The organism is Enterobacter cloacae complex sp. EB5, from assembly GCF_031432835.1.
In the GTDB taxonomy this organism is placed as follows: domain Bacteria; phylum Pseudomonadota; class Gammaproteobacteria; order Enterobacterales; family Enterobacteriaceae; genus Enterobacter; species Enterobacter hormaechei_C.
The window spans coordinates 3,294,501-3,309,171 of sequence record NZ_CP133860.1 but is presented as its reverse complement, the minus strand read 5'-3'; the positions used below and the strand labels follow the sequence as shown (position 1 = coordinate 3,309,171).

Here is a 14,671-nt window from a genome sequence, read left to right as displayed (position 1 = left end):
GAAATATTCAGCCTTGCCAAGCAGCACCAGCACCCTTGCGCACCGATCGTCCACGGTCTTTACGTCTCCCGTAACAGAGTCATGTGTGCGTTGCAGATATCTGATTTTTGCCATGCAATATGGCGGGGTTTCCCCCGCCCTCCTTTCGCGTTAGCTTCCCTGGTTAGAGCCGTAGTTCACACCAGAAATAACCGCCACCGCTGCCGTGCGGCGACGCTTCCAGTTGATCCAGCGCTCGGCACGGATAGCCACGCTGTTCGTCTGGAACATGGAAACCAGCTCCGTTCCGGTTGGGCTGACGCTGTCGCCAGTAGGATCGCTTTCCATTTCCAGAGAGGCTTCACGTGACATATCCACTGCCACACCACCGTCGTCAGCCAGATAAATATCCGGCGCGTTCAGCAGGGTAAGATTGCTTCCGGCGTACTGCGAAACGATAGCCGGAAGCCCCTGGAATGTGCCGCCAAGCAGGGTCATTTCCGGATACATTTTCTGGCCCAGAGCATTTTTCTTCATGGACAGCGCCAACGCGTTGGTGCTGGACATGATCCACACGCCGCCAGTTGGCTGGAGGTTATTGGAGACAAACTGAGCGAATGCCGCTTCAGCATCTGCATCCGGATCGCCGGTTGATGGAACAGCCACAATACCGTTGGTAATTGAGGCCGGAGAGACGTTAGCAACTTCAGCTTTCGCCGGGTTAATGAAGTCCGTATCCAGGCGTGCAATGACCGCTTCTGCCAGCGCATTACGCACCAGTGCATCAGCTGCCGGATTAGAGAATCGGATCAGCTCATCGGTCAGCACCGCAATGGCTGAGACTTTGGCGAAGCTGAACGTGATGGACTCAAAGTCGAATTTGGTCAGCGGCTTGGCCTTACCCTGACCTACCCAGCTTGCAGATCCGCCGGAAGTTTGTGCCGGAATGCGAATGTTGAACGGGACCTGACGCAGGGCAGGAATACCACCCTGACCGAAACGACCGATAATGGTCTGCGGGCGGAGGAATTCAACAAAATCATTTGCGTATTCCTGATACTCCACCAGCGCACCAGCCCACTGAGGATCGGTCGTTGTGCCAGCACCAACAGCGGCTTTCAGCACATGGTGAAGTTTCGCATCATCCGGGTACTGCTTACGTGCAATTTCCAGCGCTTCAGAACGGCTGCCGTTTGCCGCCGCCAGTGCCTTGGCAAAACGGGCAAAGGCGATACCTTTCTCCAGATTTTGCTCAACGCGAATGATCCCCGGCGCGTTTGTCTTCACGGTGGTGAATTCGCCACCAGCAGCTTTAGATACCGGTTTTGCAGTCGATGCCAGATTGCTTTCCATGTCGCGCAGTCGTTTGAGGTGCGCATCAACTGATTTAATTTCTGCGGATGTGTTGTCGTAGCTCTCTTCTTCTTCAGCGTCCAGGGTGCGTCCCTCTTCAGCCGCCTTTGACATCACTTCATCAAGTGATGCGGCCAGCGCTGCACGCTTCGCTTCAAAGCTCTTGATTTGTTCTGCGATATTCATCGAAATGTTTCCTTTTTTGGTTTTGGGTGCTGTAGCGCCAGCGGTTTTAGAAGTTTTCACTACCGGTTTCTCATTGCCTGACGCGGCGAGAAACTGGCGATCGAAAGATTTAACGGTCTGGATGGAGCATTCGGCATTGGCCGGAATGGTCACCGCCGAGACCTCAAGCAGGTCCCAGGACAAAAAGCGAATACCGCCTTCATCCAGGAAGGAATACTCAATTGGGCGGAACCCAATCGACAGGCCGCGTACCAGCCCCGCCTTAATCGAAGCCCACGTTTCATCAAGACGTGCGATTAACTGGGATGGCATGTCAGGGGTTGGTTTCACGAGCTTTGCTGTGATCTGCAACCCCTCTTTCACCATTTTTGGCGTGCAGGTGCCAATAGGCTGAGAGCGGTCGTGCTGCCAGAGGAACGGCGTATCGCTGCGGAATTTCGCCCCCTCCGGCTCCATAATGTCACCGTCACGATCGGGAGACGGTGTTGAGGCGATGCCGGTAATAATCCGCTCATCCTCATTTACCGACTTCACCGTCATGAGGGTGCAGGCGCGTTTAAGCGTCATTTGCTGGCCTCCAGAAATGAAAAAACCCGCATGCGCGGGCCATTAACTGACGTGTGTGTTAAACGAAAAATACCTGGTAGTCTTTTTTGACCGGTTCGGGGTTAAGAGCCATTAACGTAACGGCGTTGAATGTGGCCATAAGAGGGTCAATTTTCCCCTTCCCGCTGGCCTGTTTGGTGATGAGTATGGCGTTGCCTTTCGGCTCCACACGGGCGTTGCCTACGCACCATGCCATCAGAAGCTGACCACCATGAAGCAAAACACCTTCAGCCAGCTTTCGCTCAGTAGTCTTAATGGCGCCGCCGAGTTTCCAGCCCTGGCTGACCCCGGTTACAGCCTCATCAGGAATGCCTGCCTCACTGAGCGCATCAAGAATTTGCCCGACCTCAGAAGGGTCAATCCCGATTTTGTCCAGCAGTTCGGCTTCATAAATCCGGCTGACATACTCTGCAACCTGCTCAACATCCTCGCCCACCCGCTTAACGATCGTCAGGTCACCGGCCCTCTCAAAATCCTTTAATTTTGAAATTTCGCTCTTTCGTCTTTCCAGGGCGATGGTATGCGCCCATGCATGACACCAGCATAACCATTCGCGAGTCTGGCGATCGCGCCCGATAACGGCCAGGCCAAGAAGGTCATCGAGACCACCGCCATCTATACCAACTGTGACCACCTCAGAGCGGCGCAGAATATCTTCAAAAGTGACGCGCCTTGCCTGTTGCTCCCAGAAATCCGCCCCTGCCCATCGGTCAGCGCGCAGGGCGAGACCGATTTCAACGTTGGCGTGCTTGGACATAAAGCCACGGAAGTCTTCTTCCCCGGCCTCTTTCGCTTTGTTGTATTCGCGGTAAAGAAACTGCTCGTCAACGGAGTAACCCAGGTTGGGGTTAACCATCGCGAGGTTATCCAGAAGAAGATGCTCTCCGCTGGCAACCATTTCCGGTGGATGCTCAAATATCACCGGAAGAAAATGCGGGTCGTGTATTTTTCCGTCGCGAACGTCACGGGCGTACTGTAACTTTTTCTTAAACACACCAGCAGGCGGTTCGTTGGACTGCGTGGTTGTGTACATCACAAAGCCTTCCGGTCGTGATGCCATGCCACCGACTGCCTCGCGCAGCATATCTTCGGAGTTATGTTGCTTGCCAAAAAGCCACAACTCGTCAATGAGCGTGCCGACAGATTTAATCCCCGATACGGTGTTGGGGTCGGCGGCCACCACTTTCAGCGTCGTGTCCGTTCCCCTGTGGGTGATGGTCCTGATATGTGTCTGCACCTGACAGAGGTCATCCAGATCATCATCCCGCTTTACCATATCGCGCGCCGGGTTAAAGGCGTTTGTCGCCACCTCTACAGTCGGGGCGATGATGGTGTACCCGGCAGCCTGACGCCAGTTGAGCAGCAAGGCCGTCATCATTATCCCGGCGGCCAGCGTAGACTTGGAGTTTTTTTTGGGGATCAGTACAAACACTTCTGTAATGTGTCTGCGGCCGGTTTCGGCATCATAGGAGCCGAACAGCGCCGCAACGAGATCGAAAACCCACTGTGCGCAGGATTCACCGAACGTTGGCGATCCTGGAGCATCAACGATTTTCAGTTGCCTGAAAACGTTCAGGGCTATTTCAGCCTGCTCCGGGTAAATCGGGGCAGGAATAATAGACTGGCCTTTCTTCAGGCGCTCCGCCCAGTCAGGGCAGGCAGTTGTCCACTCCGGCATTATGTAGTCCCGCGATTGTTAACCACCAGTTTCGGCGGCTGCTGAATGGCAAACTTATTGGCCGCTTTTTTGGCAGCCTCCGCTTTTGCATCCTTCTTACCGCCCTCACCTTTCTTCTGATGCATATAGGGCAGCATGGCCTTTGCAGCATCTTTCCTGGTTTCGATTTCGTAACCAACGTTGTTCATAACCGATTTCAGGAAGTCGAGAGGGTCTTCATACTCACCGGCGGACGATGCCGCAGGAGGTCGTTTTTCTTCAGGCGTGTTTACTGCTGGGGTATAAACATTTCTGCGATACGCAGGTTCGTCATCCACCTCAACTTTTTCTCGTTTTTTTCGCTCAATAAACGCGATGACCTCCGGGTCTTTAGCAAGCTGCGACCCCTTGGAACGCGCGGATTTTTCAGAATATCCCGCCTTTATTGCCGCATCCTTCTGAGACATCCCGGACATCAGCGCGAGAGCATATTTCCGCTTCTGCGCTGTTAACATGTTTACACCCTCCAGAGGGGGATTTTTTCTGCGAATGAGAGGGGGCGAGGTGTCCAGGGCGATCGATGTTTACTCTGGATTATACCCCCCCCCGGGGCTGGCAGGCCTCAGAGCCCTACAAACCCTGATTCCTGATCGCCATCATGCACCTTATGCTTCAGGGCTTGTTCATCAGGCTGACCAGTAGCGGCTTCACGTGCAGACTTACCTGCATGACATTCAGTGCAGAGCGTCCACAGGTTGTGCTCCGAGTTATCGCCTCCGAACTGAAGCGCGATACGGTGGTCGAGTTCACTGTCAGTCAAATCAACAACCCGATTACACATACAGCAGCGACCACTGTCACGCGCATAGATACGGCGCTTCAAACTCACCCTTGCACTTCCACTTATCCGGCGCTGCTCACCGTAGATTGGCTTGATGCGTCGCGTATCAATGGCTTTCAGGCGTGGCTTTAACGTTGATAGCTTAGACATGCAACCTCCACGCCCGGCGGCGTTCTGTACGTGGCGCTGAGTCAGGGTGATGCTCTACCGTTTCACCATCTGCATGGTCCACCAGCGAGTAACACGGATAGATCACTGAGCCACCCCATGCATCACCCACAGCGTAATCGGCGGGTTTGCTGTTATCCCAACGGGATAGCACGCGCTGCACATGCTTAGGCGGGACGCTATAGCAAACGCCATGAATGAGTCTCGACAGCGTGATGTAATCAGCGCGTGTCTTATCAGCCACGATTAGCCGCTCAGCAATCTGCATTTGATACTGTGGAGGCCGCCCGGTACCGAGATAAAAGCTCAGCATGTCGTCAGGGAAACGAGCCAGCCAGTCAGTTACCTTTTCGGTGAATCCCTGCACCGGCAGCGCGTCATCCTCAATTACGACAACCCGGCATGTTTGTTCTGCTGCCCACTCAAGCGCGCGGCGATGATTCCAGTTCGCGCCGTGGTTATCGTCATCAACCAGCAGATGAGCATGCAGCAGTGCAGCAAGACGTTGTGCAGGCCCTAAGCGGGTATGATGGCCGACCACCACAAACTTAATCTCTTCAGCCACCAGCGAATCTCCAATAAAAAAGCCGCACGATGGCGGCTACTGTCTGAATATCAGGGTGTTGCTCCGCTTTAACCCTGGTTAAGGTAAGCACTCAGCCCGTCAGTGGTGGGACACTGGCGCACTCATATAAAGAGGGATGGCTGATAACCTCTGGATTAGGAAATATAAATGGACCAACAAACAGCTTCTCTTCTGCACAAAATCGCTACACTTGAACAGCAGATGGCAAAACAAGGTGCAGCCGCAAACTTTGTAATCACTCACATGATTAAGCTTCTCGATGAACAATCGGGCGATAGTCAGTTTTCATCCAAACTCAGAGAGACCCTTTCAGAATCTCTGGATAAACTCAATCACAGTCAGTCAGCACCTATCAAGTCTGCCATCAACGAGTTGCTTCAGCCGTCTGTCCAAATAATGTTCCAACCGAAACCAGAGAAGTTCATTAAGTAATTGTAAGCGCGGCCTTCAGGCCGCTTTATTAATTTCTTCATTTACAACACTGATGACCTTTGCAGCAGTTTTTATGGCTTCACCTTCATAATATTCGACCGTACCTCCCTCAATTCGAGCAATAAAAACCTCCATACTGAAGATGTTTAACATTGGTACCGCCATCGCCCGTACGCTCACGGTAGCATTAATAACTTCGCCGTTAGCGATGAAAGACGAAACTACTAACTCGTGATTTTGCATCATTCTTAACCCCCGTAAGAATTATTTATGTTTAAACCAAGCGCTTTCTATACCGATGCCCTCAGTTTTGAACACCGTGTGAACCAGAGGGCCGGTGACCAGCCTGTCAGCGAATGACTGCGCAACAATGCCGAACGCCACCATGTCACCCACCGCGGCGCCAGCCTGTTCTTTCTTCCAGAAACGATAACTCTCGATCCGGTAGTAAAGACGGATGATGCCGTGAGCGAACGCCATTACATCAGCGCGAGTACCACCCAGCAGCCCAGCGTTAAGCATCACATCGTTGCGGTGTTCTTCAATAAACTCCTGATAGATGCGCTCCGGATGATTCTGCTTTGCCCAGGTATCGGCGTAGGTCTTTGGTTCTGAACCGACATACACCTTTCCGGCTTCCATTTCTTCCCACGGCGCGCGAAGCATTTCGACATCGGTACCATCGGTACACCAGACGAACCGGTATTCAGGGTGTTCTCGCAGGTGCTGCCAGATGTGCAACCAGCGACGAAAGTAGACATTCATCTTCACGTCAGGAACGCGACATAGCTCAACATCTGCCGGGGCTGCATGCAGCTCATCCACCAGCGCTATGCGGCCACAATTCCGAAGTGATGAGGCCCATTTAGCCAGCATGTCAGGCGAGGCCGCCATTTTTGTGCCGCGCTGCGGGTCAGGCTGACTGGTCAGTAGCGTTGTGATAACCACATCGCGCTGCTGGCGGTATTCAACGTAACCAGTAAACCCGGCATCACGCCGTTCGTTGTGGATCTTCACGTTACGTTCAACCAGCGCCTGTCGGTCGGGACGCGGCACCGAACGCTCTACCGCTTCATGCTCGTCGAGAGAATGAATCAGCTTTTCTGAACCGACCACATCACCGTAAGCCCACGTAGTTAGTCCTGCGTTATGGATGCGCAAGGCGAGATCGCTGTGCTCGTACATGCCGCGACCGTATACCCGATCGAAACCACCAACCTTCTCGATAGCGCTACGGTGGTAATACAGCATCACGCCGCGCTGCCCGGTGTATGCGATGTGCTTATCATCCCGGTACAGGACCGCCATATCCTTCAGCTTATTCGTCCCTGCCAGATCGAGAAACTGGTAAGCCAGGTGTGGCTCGGGTGATTCGATGTATGGCAAGTGCCAGTTATCAGCGATGGGCCAGGCGTCATCATCCCAAAGAAAAAGATGCTCACATCCGGCGTCTATCAGCGCGGTTAAGCTGACGTTCTTCGAAGCAACAATGCCAAGTGATGTTTCATGGCGAAGCAGCTGCACGCCGTCAGGCACTACTGCGACAGGTTTAGAGCCGTCGTCGATAACCACCACCAGCGCCCCGGCGGGCAGATGTTTAATGTGCTGCTCAATGGCGCGGTTTAAAACGTCTGGCCGGTTGTGGGTAGTAATGACAATGCCAATCCGGGATGAAACGACGCTGGCGGGAGCGTATGGGACACCATCAATAGTGACCTGCATAAAACCTCCCGTCAGTTTCCACGCGACCGTGTATTCCAGAGGATGCCGCCTGGCTTGAGCGCATTGCGAAGAGCATCGTTCACCGCTTCGTGCATCGCCTGTTGCAAGCCAACTACTGAAGCTGTTTGCGCATCAATCTTTGCCTGGAGGGCTGCGAACAAATCGCTTTCGCGTACGGCGGAGATAATGGCTTCGCACATCTCATCATTGAGGCTGGTTTTGGTGGCATTATTACCATCAGCGGGATTAGCCTTATCATGACTAATTTCTCCAGGGAAGCCACCAAAAGACAAACCAACATTGAATGTCGTCTTTTCATTATTGCTGGCTGATTGAGCGGCTTCATGCACCTTATAGCGATCGGCCAGAAACTCAACCTTGCTATGCTCACCTTCAACACCGAGGGTCATGCCAGCTTCGTGCGGCTTGCCTTTGCCGGCGACGTTTAATTTAACGCTGTAGCTCTTAGACAATACGACATCGTCGATCTTCGCATCGGTAACGAACACCTCGCCGTTATTAATAATCAGCACCCCGTTCTTTTCGAAAGTCCAGCCATCTTTCAGGACTTTGAATGCATCGCTGTTACGGATTTTGTCATCCAGTTCGTCAACAGCCTGTTGTGCGCCTGATGTGTCCAGCTCAACACGAAGCTTCATTGTGCGTACCAATGGTGCGCATGAGCCATCAGGTACAGATGGTCCTTTATCATCCACTAGCGATTGCGGACGCTTATTTACCGTGACAGAGGAGGGAAAGTACTCTGGGATACCATTCACCTCACGGCGTGCGCCCCACGCATCATATTTTGCCGTGCCAGCCGCGCTTTGTAGTTCGATTCCTTCATCGGTTTCGATAACGTGAAGGCTACGCATTGCATCTTTTAGGCTTAAAGTTTTTTTCATGTTTACTACCCTTTTAGACGTGAGCCTGTCGCACGGCAAAGCCGCCGAAAGTTAACGGTTTGCCCAGGCTCACAGCTGAAAGACTTTCTTTGATGTGCGCGTGCGATGCGCATAAAAAGCCGCACGATGGCGGCTACTGTCTGTATATCAGGATGTTGCTTTGTATTAGCCCTGGTTAAGGTAAACATTCAGCCCGTCAGTGGTGGGACACTGATTCACGCAAAGAGGAGGAATGGCTGAATAACTCTTCGAAGGAAAAAGGATGATCACCAAAGTAAAAATCAAGTTTATTTCCCATATTGATGGATCGGTATCAGATACCCCCACGGAGCATGCAATTCCCGTAGTTCCATTGACAGTATGGCCAAGTAGCTCAAAAGATATAAACGTTTATAAACCAAATGGATTGAAGGCTGGTGCCTACGCACTTATAGATACCGGAGCAGATCTTTGCTATGTGGATTCAGACTTTGCTGACGATTTAAAACTCCCAATCGCGGAAAAAACAACTGTGAGCGGAGCCACCTCAACAATAGAAACTACAGTTCGGCATGCGGTAATATCGTTCACTGAGGACGAAAGAGTTTTTTCAACAGAATTGACTTCAGTGCCATTGGTAAGTAACGGGAGAAAATTCCAGGTCGTTTTCGGAATGCAACTAATTAAAATGGGCGCCCTTACGATGGATTTTTCCAATCAAGTATTTGAGTTAACATTTTTTAACTAACCCACCAGGGATACCTCCCTCTTTTGCAAGACTGGATAAGGGCATTGCTTTTGCTGTTTTCCTAGAATCGGTACCAGAATTGAGTTGCGATTTAATATCTTTTAATTCGCTCTCAATTCTCTTTACACGTTCAGCTAAAGTCATGATTGCCTCTTAATAATCGCTTAACATCTACAAAGCCTGCCCGAAGACAATACTTACCATTATCAAGCCCACCCGCAGATGAGCTTTGTAATGGAAAGCCGTTGTGAAAGTGGCTCTTTTTTCTTAAATATCAGCGAGCGCAATTTTGCGTCGGCTACCCGGCTTTCGCTTCCATCAGCGTGACCATGTCAGGATCCATCTGACTGACGATCCGCTCACGCGCGCAGTTGAGTAGTTTCTTGCGACCGCCGACGCCCCACTTATTCATTGCCCTGGCGCAGGCGCTTACCTCTTTGGTCTCATTTGCGATCAGCAGGTCAAGCCTGTTGAGGCGAGACATATTGGTGATGCCGTTAAGTACCGCTTCCCGGAATGTTTCATAAACGCGAATTTCAAATTCAGGCCTGATCCATGCCGCATAATCGTATGCAACAAACTTCCCGCCATAGGTTCCGCCGTGTACGCCGCGGGCAGTGAAAACCACAGATTCGTGGTTTTTCTCCAGCTCGGCCAGGAACTCTTTGGTCTGCTTGTTTCGCAGATAATGGTAAGGCGATTCAGCATCACTTTTGCCACTGGCTTTCCACATATCGGTGAGGCAGATCATGCCGTCTTCTCCGACACGGATTGGTTGATTGAAGAGGGTTAATGATTTCATTTCGCTGATACCTTTTGGTGGTTGAGCCTGTTCTCGTAGATACGGGCAGCCCAAGAGCGGTCAGCGTTACCACTGCCCTATCTCAAGCTCTACCCCGAAAGGCTCTTGGTTGATATGCGCACGAGAATGCGCGGTTTACTGCGGACATAAAAAAGCCCGACCGAAGTCAGGCTCTGTTATTTGGGTAACGAATCATTTAAGACACTGCTCTTTGATGTAGTCCTGCATGCCGCGAATCATCTTGTCAGCGGTTGCGATTCCGTCCCGGTGATCGAAATAATTCCGTCGAGCGTCTGGAGTAAGTTCGGGGGCTCCTGCATCATCCACGCCGGAGGTGGAGGTGGCTTTGGACATTCCAGGGCAGGTTGCGGCGATGCGCAGCCGTTTAGCGCCAGAATCGACATCCCGACGCAAATCGTTAATGGTTTTTTTCGCATCGGACAATTCCTTCGTATATTTGGCATCCAGCGCAGCGACATCACGCTGGCGCGCCTGCATATCTTTGATGGTGGCGGTCGCAAGGCTTAGCTGTTTATTGGCTTTGTCGCGCTGGTCTTTGTAGGTGATGGCGTTGTCGCGGTACCGGTTTACGAAGAACGCCAGCACGCCGATTAACGCCACCACCAGCAGCTGCAGCCAGTAACGCTTAACCAGCGCGCCAATCATGATAGGAACAGAGCCCGCTCTGCCTCCCGCCGACGTGTCAGCCCATTCAGCACCTTCCCACCAGCTTTATTCCAGCGCAGGAACTCATCGGCCGCGCCAGCGTAATCACCGGCGTTGAGTTTTCGCAGGAGAGTCGATGTCGACAGTGACCGGGCACCGAGGTTATACGTGAACGACACCAGGGCGTCGAATTGCCCCTGAGTCAGGCCAACTTTGACCAGGCGGGACACATCGCTTTCGTAGCTGACCAGTCCAGTTTTCAGCAGACGCTCTGCCGTTTCCTGCTTAATCGTCATCCCGGCGCGGATTGGTTTGCCGTCGACAGGCTGAGTCCAGCCGTAACCGATCGTCCAGACTCCGACGCTGTCCTGGTAGGCGGTGAGTTTGCAGCCTTCGAACTCTTTGATCAGGGCAATGCCTTTATCACTGGTTTGCATTCTTCATCCCCGTCAAACGTTCCCAGAAATAGGTCAGTGCCACCGAGCCCATCGCCCCGCTAATACCAGACGTAACCAGGATCATGTAAAGACTCAGCCCGCTTTCAACGCTGATCAGGCCACCGATGAGACCGGTAAATCCGGACACTGCGATCTGCGCCAGTGCGTTGATCCAGCTCCAGGTGGCCTTGTTCTGCTTAACGTCAATAAGGTATCGGACCAGGCCGCCCCAGCATGACAGAGCAAGGACAATCAGCCATGACACTCCGGCAATGCTTTCTTTATCTTGCATACGTTTAGCCATATCACCTCCGAAAGAACGGGGTGCTGTTTGTGTAGAGTGGAAGGATGCCAGGAAACAACGACCGGACATCGCAAATAAAAAAGCCAGCGACAGGCTGGCAATGTGAGGGTAAGGCAATGTCGGCTCTCTGACCGAAGGGTCCCAGGTAGTGGGTTTAGTTTGTGGTGGCCGGCGCTGCTATCCGGCATTCACGGCTATCGCTTTACGACGCCATCAGGACATTCACCACAACGAGGATCGCTTTGCCGTGCCAGGGAAATGTACCTGGTCTCACCGGGATGCCGTCACATACTCAAAGCGATTTCCGTTATGCAGAAATGAAAAAGCCACCGGCGTTAACCAGTGGCTCTAAATTATTGGTGATGGCTCAAGTCGCGTTTTGGCTGTCGCCACACAATTCAGCTTTTGGGCTTTCGATGTCCCCGATTCATGAGCGCTGTCATCTTGCACTTCATCACCGCGCTCTTTCGCCTTTGACGTCCGAGCATATACTGAATTATGCACTTTCATTTCGCCAAATCAACACTTTCAGATAAATATTTTCTAATTAAGTGGCCTGAAGTTCATTTTCTTTCTCCATCTCACGTTGTAAGGCATAAAAGAGTTCTGATTCAAAAACCTTCTCGCACCACACGACCCGGCGGCGGCACTGCTGCACATCCACGCCGGTTACTCTGCTCATTGCCTGAGCGATATGTTGAGTGCAGTTGCGCTCACAATAACGTTTAATTGCATAATCGCGGACTGGGCTTTCCCGGTGAAACAGCTTAACCATCACTTTTTCTACGAACGCGGCATCATCTGATTCTTTGGCGAGAGCGATGATGTTGCTGGCTGATGACTGAGGGATAACCAGTTCGCGAGCTTTTTTATAAAGCGCCTCACCTCTCAGCGCCCCTCCTTCATCGCTATAAATCCAGTTGACCATCCTCTCGATGTGTCCACCCATATCAGGACTCCATTGGCTGCGGATCATCAATCGGCCAATGACGTTAATGGCACCGGCAGGAGAATCATCGCCACGGTTAATGCGACCCCACACAGTCAGCATGTACTGCACCCATGCCCGTTGCTTTGGGGTTATGGTCTTTTTGGGATGCTTCCAGACACGGCGGAAGTGAGCGTCATCGACAAAGTTGACCATGGAGTAAATTGGTGTGAGCTTTCTCATGCTGCTTCCTTCTGAGGTTGTTTGGTCTGGCTGTGCTTTGCTACTGGCGGCAGGTTGGCGCGCTTAACGCTTTCGGCCTGGTATCTGGTTATCTCGTCTCTGGTCACGGCGCGCACTCCCCGATGATGATCTGCCCCTTCTCTCCCCAGACCTTTGTGATGCGACAATCCCAGATGTGAGCATCATTCTCATAAAGCGCATCCATCAGGGCCTTCAGCATGTTGTCGCAGTCTGGCTTGGCCTGGTGGGGCTTCCCAGCGAACTCAGCTCGTTTCTTCTTACTCCAGCTTGGTGGCATTGGTAGGACGAATGTCACATGTGATCCGGATTCAGGCATGGTCAGCTTGCGCAGGCGGACCTCATCGCAAAAAGCGCGATAACGCATTACAGGTGGACGCTGTTTCCACTTATCCGCGCGGGTCATGCGAGGCTTGCCGATTGGTGTGATGTCGTAGATTTTCATGCAGGCACCACCAAGCCACGACGGGCAATCTGGATAATGGTCAGGACGATGGCGCGATCCATTAACTGGCGGCGCTCGTCACGACTCAGCCCCTTCCCGTTATCAATCTCTGAATGGCAGGTGACACAGATAGCGGCGGTGGCGCAGTCGTCTGTTTTCATTCCGATACCCTTTCCCTCGTTGCGGTGTGCCACCTGCACGCCCCAGGCTCCGCACAGGACGCATTGCTCAATCTGGCCGACTGCGGCGAGCCACTTCTTGCTGCGGTAGGTTTTACTCATGGTCACCACCTTGGACCTGTACCAACGTGAGGTTTCCGCAGAACACGGCACCGGTATCGATGTACATCTGGTTGGCATACTTCAGGGGCTGGCGCGCTGGGGTGTGCCCGAAGATAAACAGATCGGCACCGGATATCGGCGAGACAATGCCGTCCTGAGCGTCGCTAACCCTCTCACGATTCCAGATGACCATATCTTTCGGGACGGGCTTATCGAACGCATATTCGTTATGCGGGTAGTCAGCGTGGCAGATAACGATTTTACGCTCAGCGGTAACCAGCTCGATGACTAGTGGCAGCTCAGCTGCTTTGTGAACCAGAGCCTTAGCCAGCACTTCTTTGTCATAGTCGAGATTGAAGAACCAGCCGCCACCATTCACCAGCCAGTGATTGACGTTTCCATAATCCGACAGCCCATCAATCATCATCTGCTCATGGTTTCCGCGCACAGCACGGAACCACGGCATAGTAATCAGATCCAGGCATTCGACGTTTTCCGCGCCGCGGTCAACAAGGTCACCAACCGAGATCAGCAAATCACGCGCAGGGTCGAACGAAACTTTTTCGAGCTCATTCATCAGCAGCGTGTAGCACCCATGCAGATCCCCGACGACGAAGATATTGCGCCAGTCACCGCCATTAATGCGTTGATACATGCTCATGCGGATTTTCTCCTCGCCGCGAGACGCAGCCATTTCTGATCCACCAGGCGGGCGGTGTAGCCCTTCAGTGTCGGGATTTCGGACGGCTTAACCGCGGGCTTGCGCTTGCGGCGTGCCGGAACGCGGAATATTTCGTTTGTGATGACGCGGGAAAGTGGAGTTGACATCAGGCCTCCTGCTTATCGCGCAGCTGCTGGTACTCGCAACCGTTCGGGATAGTCAGAGCCAGACCGAACTGAGCGCACCACATTTCAACCTTCACCAGGAAGATATGCATTTCCCCAGTGTCGAGGTCTGCGGTATGGCGCGGCTCCCAGGTCGTGGTTTTCTCACCGGTAATGAAATCGGTGTAGGTCACCTCTTCGCATCCGAGGTAGGTCTTTTTGAGGTTGCGCTTAACCCACTCCGGAGTGGCATCAGTGCGCCCTGATTTAATCAGGTATTCGCTGATTTCAGCCAGCCACATGTGAAGAAGTGAATTTTGTGACAGGCTGCGCTTCTCGCGCCACGGCTTGACCTGAAGGCGGAAGCACTGGCCTGCATCCAGCAATGGCTGAATTTGCTGTCCTATGGCCGCGAAGTTGCCGCGATGGAGTTTGATGCCGTCTACTGGCAGAGTCATACGGCCTCCTTAACGGAAACCGCAGAATGCAGAAAATCGCAGGTGCCGTTAAGCATCTGTGACAGGGTGAGGAGTTCAGATTGTGGTCGCATTTAAGTCCCC

22 protein-coding genes are annotated in these 14,671 nt (G+C 52.6%); 2 read left to right on the top strand and 20 right to left on the bottom strand.

The features are described from left to right. Window positions 1-150 precede the first annotated feature (150 nt). The 5 genes from RHN82_RS15915 to RHN82_RS15895 all read right to left on the bottom strand — a co-directional run bounded on the left by RHN82_RS15915 (window position 151) and on the right by RHN82_RS15895 (window position 5,355). The gene (locus tag RHN82_RS15915; protein WP_310398384.1) at window positions 151-2,085 is read right to left on the bottom strand and encodes a phage major capsid protein; all 1,935 of its coding nucleotides are present in this window, start codon (window positions 2,083-2,085) and stop codon (window positions 151-153) included. 58 nt (window positions 2,086-2,143) lie between these two features. After that, a complete protein-coding gene (locus tag RHN82_RS15910; protein WP_088566981.1) occupies window positions 2,144-3,805 on the bottom strand; it encodes a terminase large subunit in 1,662 nt (553 codons plus the stop codon). Then, window positions 3,802-4,296 (bottom strand): terminase small subunit, encoded by a 495-nt coding sequence (locus RHN82_RS15905; RefSeq protein WP_040117531.1) that lies wholly within the window; start codon window positions 4,294-4,296, stop codon window positions 3,802-3,804. Before RHN82_RS15905 ends, RHN82_RS15910 begins: the two co-directional genes overlap by 4 nt. Before the next feature lie 107 nt (window positions 4,297-4,403). Beyond that, entirely contained in the window at window positions 4,404-4,772 is a 369-nt protein-coding gene (locus RHN82_RS15900) for an HNH endonuclease (RefSeq protein WP_047727450.1), read from the bottom strand. Next, on the bottom strand, window positions 4,765-5,355 hold the full coding sequence (locus tag RHN82_RS15895) for a hypothetical protein (RefSeq protein ID WP_409022862.1): 591 nt from the start codon (window positions 5,353-5,355) through the stop codon (window positions 4,765-4,767). The genes RHN82_RS15900 and RHN82_RS15895 overlap by 8 nt, the downstream gene beginning before the upstream one ends. 168 nt (window positions 5,356-5,523) lie before the next feature. Between RHN82_RS15895 and RHN82_RS15890 the strand changes: the two genes are divergently transcribed. Then, window positions 5,524-5,808: a hypothetical protein gene (locus RHN82_RS15890; RefSeq protein ID WP_039268833.1), complete on the top strand. Its 285-nt coding sequence runs from the start codon at window positions 5,524-5,526 to the stop codon at window positions 5,806-5,808. A gap of 15 nt (window positions 5,809-5,823) precedes the next feature. Here the strand turns inward: RHN82_RS15890 and RHN82_RS15885 are convergent, their stop codons facing one another. The 3 genes from RHN82_RS15885 to RHN82_RS15875 are packed head-to-tail and all read right to left on the bottom strand — an operon-like array spanning window position 5,824 to window position 8,435. Beyond that, window positions 5,824-6,054, bottom strand: coding sequence for a DUF1327 domain-containing protein (locus tag RHN82_RS15885; RefSeq protein WP_039268832.1), 231 nt, complete (start codon window positions 6,052-6,054; stop codon window positions 5,824-5,826). Between the two features lie 18 nt (window positions 6,055-6,072). Then, on the bottom strand, window positions 6,073-7,530 hold the full coding sequence (locus RHN82_RS15880; protein ID WP_193126265.1) for a glycosyltransferase family 2 protein: 1,458 nt from the start codon (window positions 7,528-7,530) through the stop codon (window positions 6,073-6,075). Window positions 7,531-7,541: 11 nt separating this feature from the next. Next, window positions 7,542-8,435, bottom strand: a complete 894-nt coding sequence (locus RHN82_RS15875; RefSeq protein ID WP_228465308.1) for a DUF1983 domain-containing protein — start codon at window positions 8,433-8,435, stop codon at window positions 7,542-7,544. Window positions 8,436-8,697: 262 nt separating this feature from the next. On the opposite strand from RHN82_RS15875, the gene RHN82_RS15870 reads away from it, so the two are divergent. Further along, on the top strand, window positions 8,698-9,162 hold the full coding sequence (locus tag RHN82_RS15870; protein WP_058685152.1) for an aspartyl protease family protein: 465 nt from the start codon (window positions 8,698-8,700) through the stop codon (window positions 9,160-9,162). Here RHN82_RS15870 and RHN82_RS15865 read toward each other — a convergent pair. The 12 genes from RHN82_RS15865 to RHN82_RS15810 all read right to left on the bottom strand — a co-directional run bounded on the left by RHN82_RS15865 (window position 9,145) and on the right by RHN82_RS15810 (window position 14,569). Continuing rightward, on the bottom strand, window positions 9,145-9,306 hold the full coding sequence (locus tag RHN82_RS15865) for a hypothetical protein (RefSeq protein ID WP_023303625.1): 162 nt from the start codon (window positions 9,304-9,306) through the stop codon (window positions 9,145-9,147). The two genes, RHN82_RS15870 and RHN82_RS15865, sit on opposite strands and share 18 nt — an antisense overlap. A 154-nt stretch (window positions 9,307-9,460) precedes the next feature. Further along, complete coding sequence (locus RHN82_RS15860; RefSeq protein ID WP_310398381.1) at window positions 9,461-9,964, bottom strand: KilA-N domain-containing protein; 504 nt, start codon at window positions 9,962-9,964, stop codon at window positions 9,461-9,463. 192 nt (window positions 9,965-10,156) lie between these two features. After that, on the bottom strand, window positions 10,157-10,630 hold the full coding sequence (locus RHN82_RS15855; RefSeq protein WP_310398380.1) for a lysis protein: 474 nt from the start codon (window positions 10,628-10,630) through the stop codon (window positions 10,157-10,159). Next, window positions 10,627-11,067, bottom strand: a complete 441-nt coding sequence (locus RHN82_RS15850; RefSeq protein ID WP_213382610.1) for a lysozyme — start codon at window positions 11,065-11,067, stop codon at window positions 10,627-10,629. The genes RHN82_RS15855 and RHN82_RS15850 overlap by 4 nt, the downstream gene beginning before the upstream one ends. After that, entirely contained in the window at window positions 11,054-11,359 is a 306-nt protein-coding gene (locus RHN82_RS15845) for a phage holin family protein (RefSeq protein ID WP_122008274.1), read from the bottom strand. Before RHN82_RS15845 ends, RHN82_RS15850 begins: the two co-directional genes overlap by 14 nt. Before the next feature lie 559 nt (window positions 11,360-11,918). Beyond that, window positions 11,919-12,542: a hypothetical protein gene (locus RHN82_RS15840; RefSeq protein ID WP_310398378.1), complete on the bottom strand. Its 624-nt coding sequence runs from the start codon at window positions 12,540-12,542 to the stop codon at window positions 11,919-11,921. Next, window positions 12,539-12,649: a hypothetical protein gene (locus RHN82_RS15835; RefSeq protein ID WP_169804631.1), complete on the bottom strand. Its 111-nt coding sequence runs from the start codon at window positions 12,647-12,649 to the stop codon at window positions 12,539-12,541. Before RHN82_RS15835 ends, RHN82_RS15840 begins: the two co-directional genes overlap by 4 nt. Then, entirely contained in the window at window positions 12,646-13,005 is a 360-nt protein-coding gene (locus RHN82_RS15830; RefSeq protein WP_058685339.1) for a RusA family crossover junction endodeoxyribonuclease, read from the bottom strand. Before RHN82_RS15830 ends, RHN82_RS15835 begins: the two co-directional genes overlap by 4 nt. Then, on the bottom strand, window positions 13,002-13,286 hold the full coding sequence (locus RHN82_RS15825; RefSeq protein ID WP_000048136.1) for a hypothetical protein: 285 nt from the start codon (window positions 13,284-13,286) through the stop codon (window positions 13,002-13,004). The genes RHN82_RS15830 and RHN82_RS15825 overlap by 4 nt, the downstream gene beginning before the upstream one ends. Continuing rightward, window positions 13,279-13,947 carry a serine/threonine protein phosphatase gene (locus tag RHN82_RS15820; RefSeq protein WP_058685338.1) on the bottom strand — a complete coding sequence of 223 codons (669 nt, stop codon included), beginning with the start codon at window positions 13,945-13,947 and terminating at the stop codon, window positions 13,279-13,281. The genes RHN82_RS15825 and RHN82_RS15820 overlap by 8 nt, the downstream gene beginning before the upstream one ends. After that, on the bottom strand, window positions 13,944-14,114 hold the full coding sequence (locus RHN82_RS15815; protein ID WP_058685337.1) for a NinE family protein: 171 nt from the start codon (window positions 14,112-14,114) through the stop codon (window positions 13,944-13,946). Before RHN82_RS15815 ends, RHN82_RS15820 begins: the two co-directional genes overlap by 4 nt. Further along, window positions 14,114-14,569 carry a YbcN family protein gene (locus tag RHN82_RS15810; protein ID WP_045345372.1) on the bottom strand — a complete coding sequence of 152 codons (456 nt, stop codon included), beginning with the start codon at window positions 14,567-14,569 and terminating at the stop codon, window positions 14,114-14,116. The genes RHN82_RS15815 and RHN82_RS15810 overlap by 1 nt, the downstream gene beginning before the upstream one ends. Window positions 14,570-14,671 lie beyond the last annotated feature (102 nt).

What these genes read in the sequence shown, in the direction of transcription:
- RHN82_RS15870 (WP_058685152.1), top strand. Translation starts at nt 8,698, where the DNA reads ATGATCACCAAAGTAAAAATCAAGTTTATTTCCCATATTGATGGATCG.
- RHN82_RS15845 (WP_122008274.1), bottom strand. Translation starts at nt 11,359, where the DNA reads ATGCAAGATAAAGAAAGCATTGCCGGAGTGTCATGGCTGATTGTCCTT.
- RHN82_RS15840 (WP_310398378.1), bottom strand. Translation starts at nt 12,542, where the DNA reads ATGAGAAAGCTCACACCAATTTACTCCATGGTCAACTTTGTCGATGAC.
- RHN82_RS15815 (WP_058685337.1), bottom strand. Translation starts at nt 14,114, where the DNA reads ATGTCAACTCCACTTTCCCGCGTCATCACAAACGAAATATTCCGCGTT.
- RHN82_RS15885 (WP_039268832.1), bottom strand. Translation starts at nt 6,054, where the DNA reads ATGATGCAAAATCACGAGTTAGTAGTTTCGTCTTTCATCGCTAACGGC.
- RHN82_RS15880 (WP_193126265.1), bottom strand. Translation starts at nt 7,530, where the DNA reads ATGCAGGTCACTATTGATGGTGTCCCATACGCTCCCGCCAGCGTCGTT.
- RHN82_RS15905 (WP_040117531.1), bottom strand. Translation starts at nt 4,296, where the DNA reads ATGTTAACAGCGCAGAAGCGGAAATATGCTCTCGCGCTGATGTCCGGG.
- RHN82_RS15830 (WP_058685339.1), bottom strand. Translation starts at nt 13,005, where the DNA reads ATGAAAATCTACGACATCACACCAATCGGCAAGCCTCGCATGACCCGC.
- RHN82_RS15865 (WP_023303625.1), bottom strand. Translation starts at nt 9,306, where the DNA reads ATGACTTTAGCTGAACGTGTAAAGAGAATTGAGAGCGAATTAAAAGAT.
- RHN82_RS15915 (WP_310398384.1), bottom strand. Translation starts at nt 2,085, where the DNA reads ATGACGCTTAAACGCGCCTGCACCCTCATGACGGTGAAGTCGGTAAAT.
- RHN82_RS15825 (WP_000048136.1), bottom strand. Translation starts at nt 13,286, where the DNA reads ATGAGTAAAACCTACCGCAGCAAGAAGTGGCTCGCCGCAGTCGGCCAG.
- RHN82_RS15900 (WP_047727450.1), bottom strand. Translation starts at nt 4,772, where the DNA reads ATGTCTAAGCTATCAACGTTAAAGCCACGCCTGAAAGCCATTGATACG.
- RHN82_RS15810 (WP_045345372.1), bottom strand. Translation starts at nt 14,569, where the DNA reads ATGACTCTGCCAGTAGACGGCATCAAACTCCATCGCGGCAACTTCGCG.
- RHN82_RS15855 (WP_310398380.1), bottom strand. Translation starts at nt 10,630, where the DNA reads ATGATTGGCGCGCTGGTTAAGCGTTACTGGCTGCAGCTGCTGGTGGTG.
- RHN82_RS15875 (WP_228465308.1), bottom strand. Translation starts at nt 8,435, where the DNA reads ATGAAAAAAACTTTAAGCCTAAAAGATGCAATGCGTAGCCTTCACGTT.
- RHN82_RS15820 (WP_058685338.1), bottom strand. Translation starts at nt 13,947, where the DNA reads ATGAGCATGTATCAACGCATTAATGGCGGTGACTGGCGCAATATCTTC.
- RHN82_RS15860 (WP_310398381.1), bottom strand. Translation starts at nt 9,964, where the DNA reads ATGAAATCATTAACCCTCTTCAATCAACCAATCCGTGTCGGAGAAGAC.
- RHN82_RS15850 (WP_213382610.1), bottom strand. Translation starts at nt 11,067, where the DNA reads ATGCAAACCAGTGATAAAGGCATTGCCCTGATCAAAGAGTTCGAAGGC.
- RHN82_RS15890 (WP_039268833.1), top strand. Translation starts at nt 5,524, where the DNA reads ATGGACCAACAAACAGCTTCTCTTCTGCACAAAATCGCTACACTTGAA.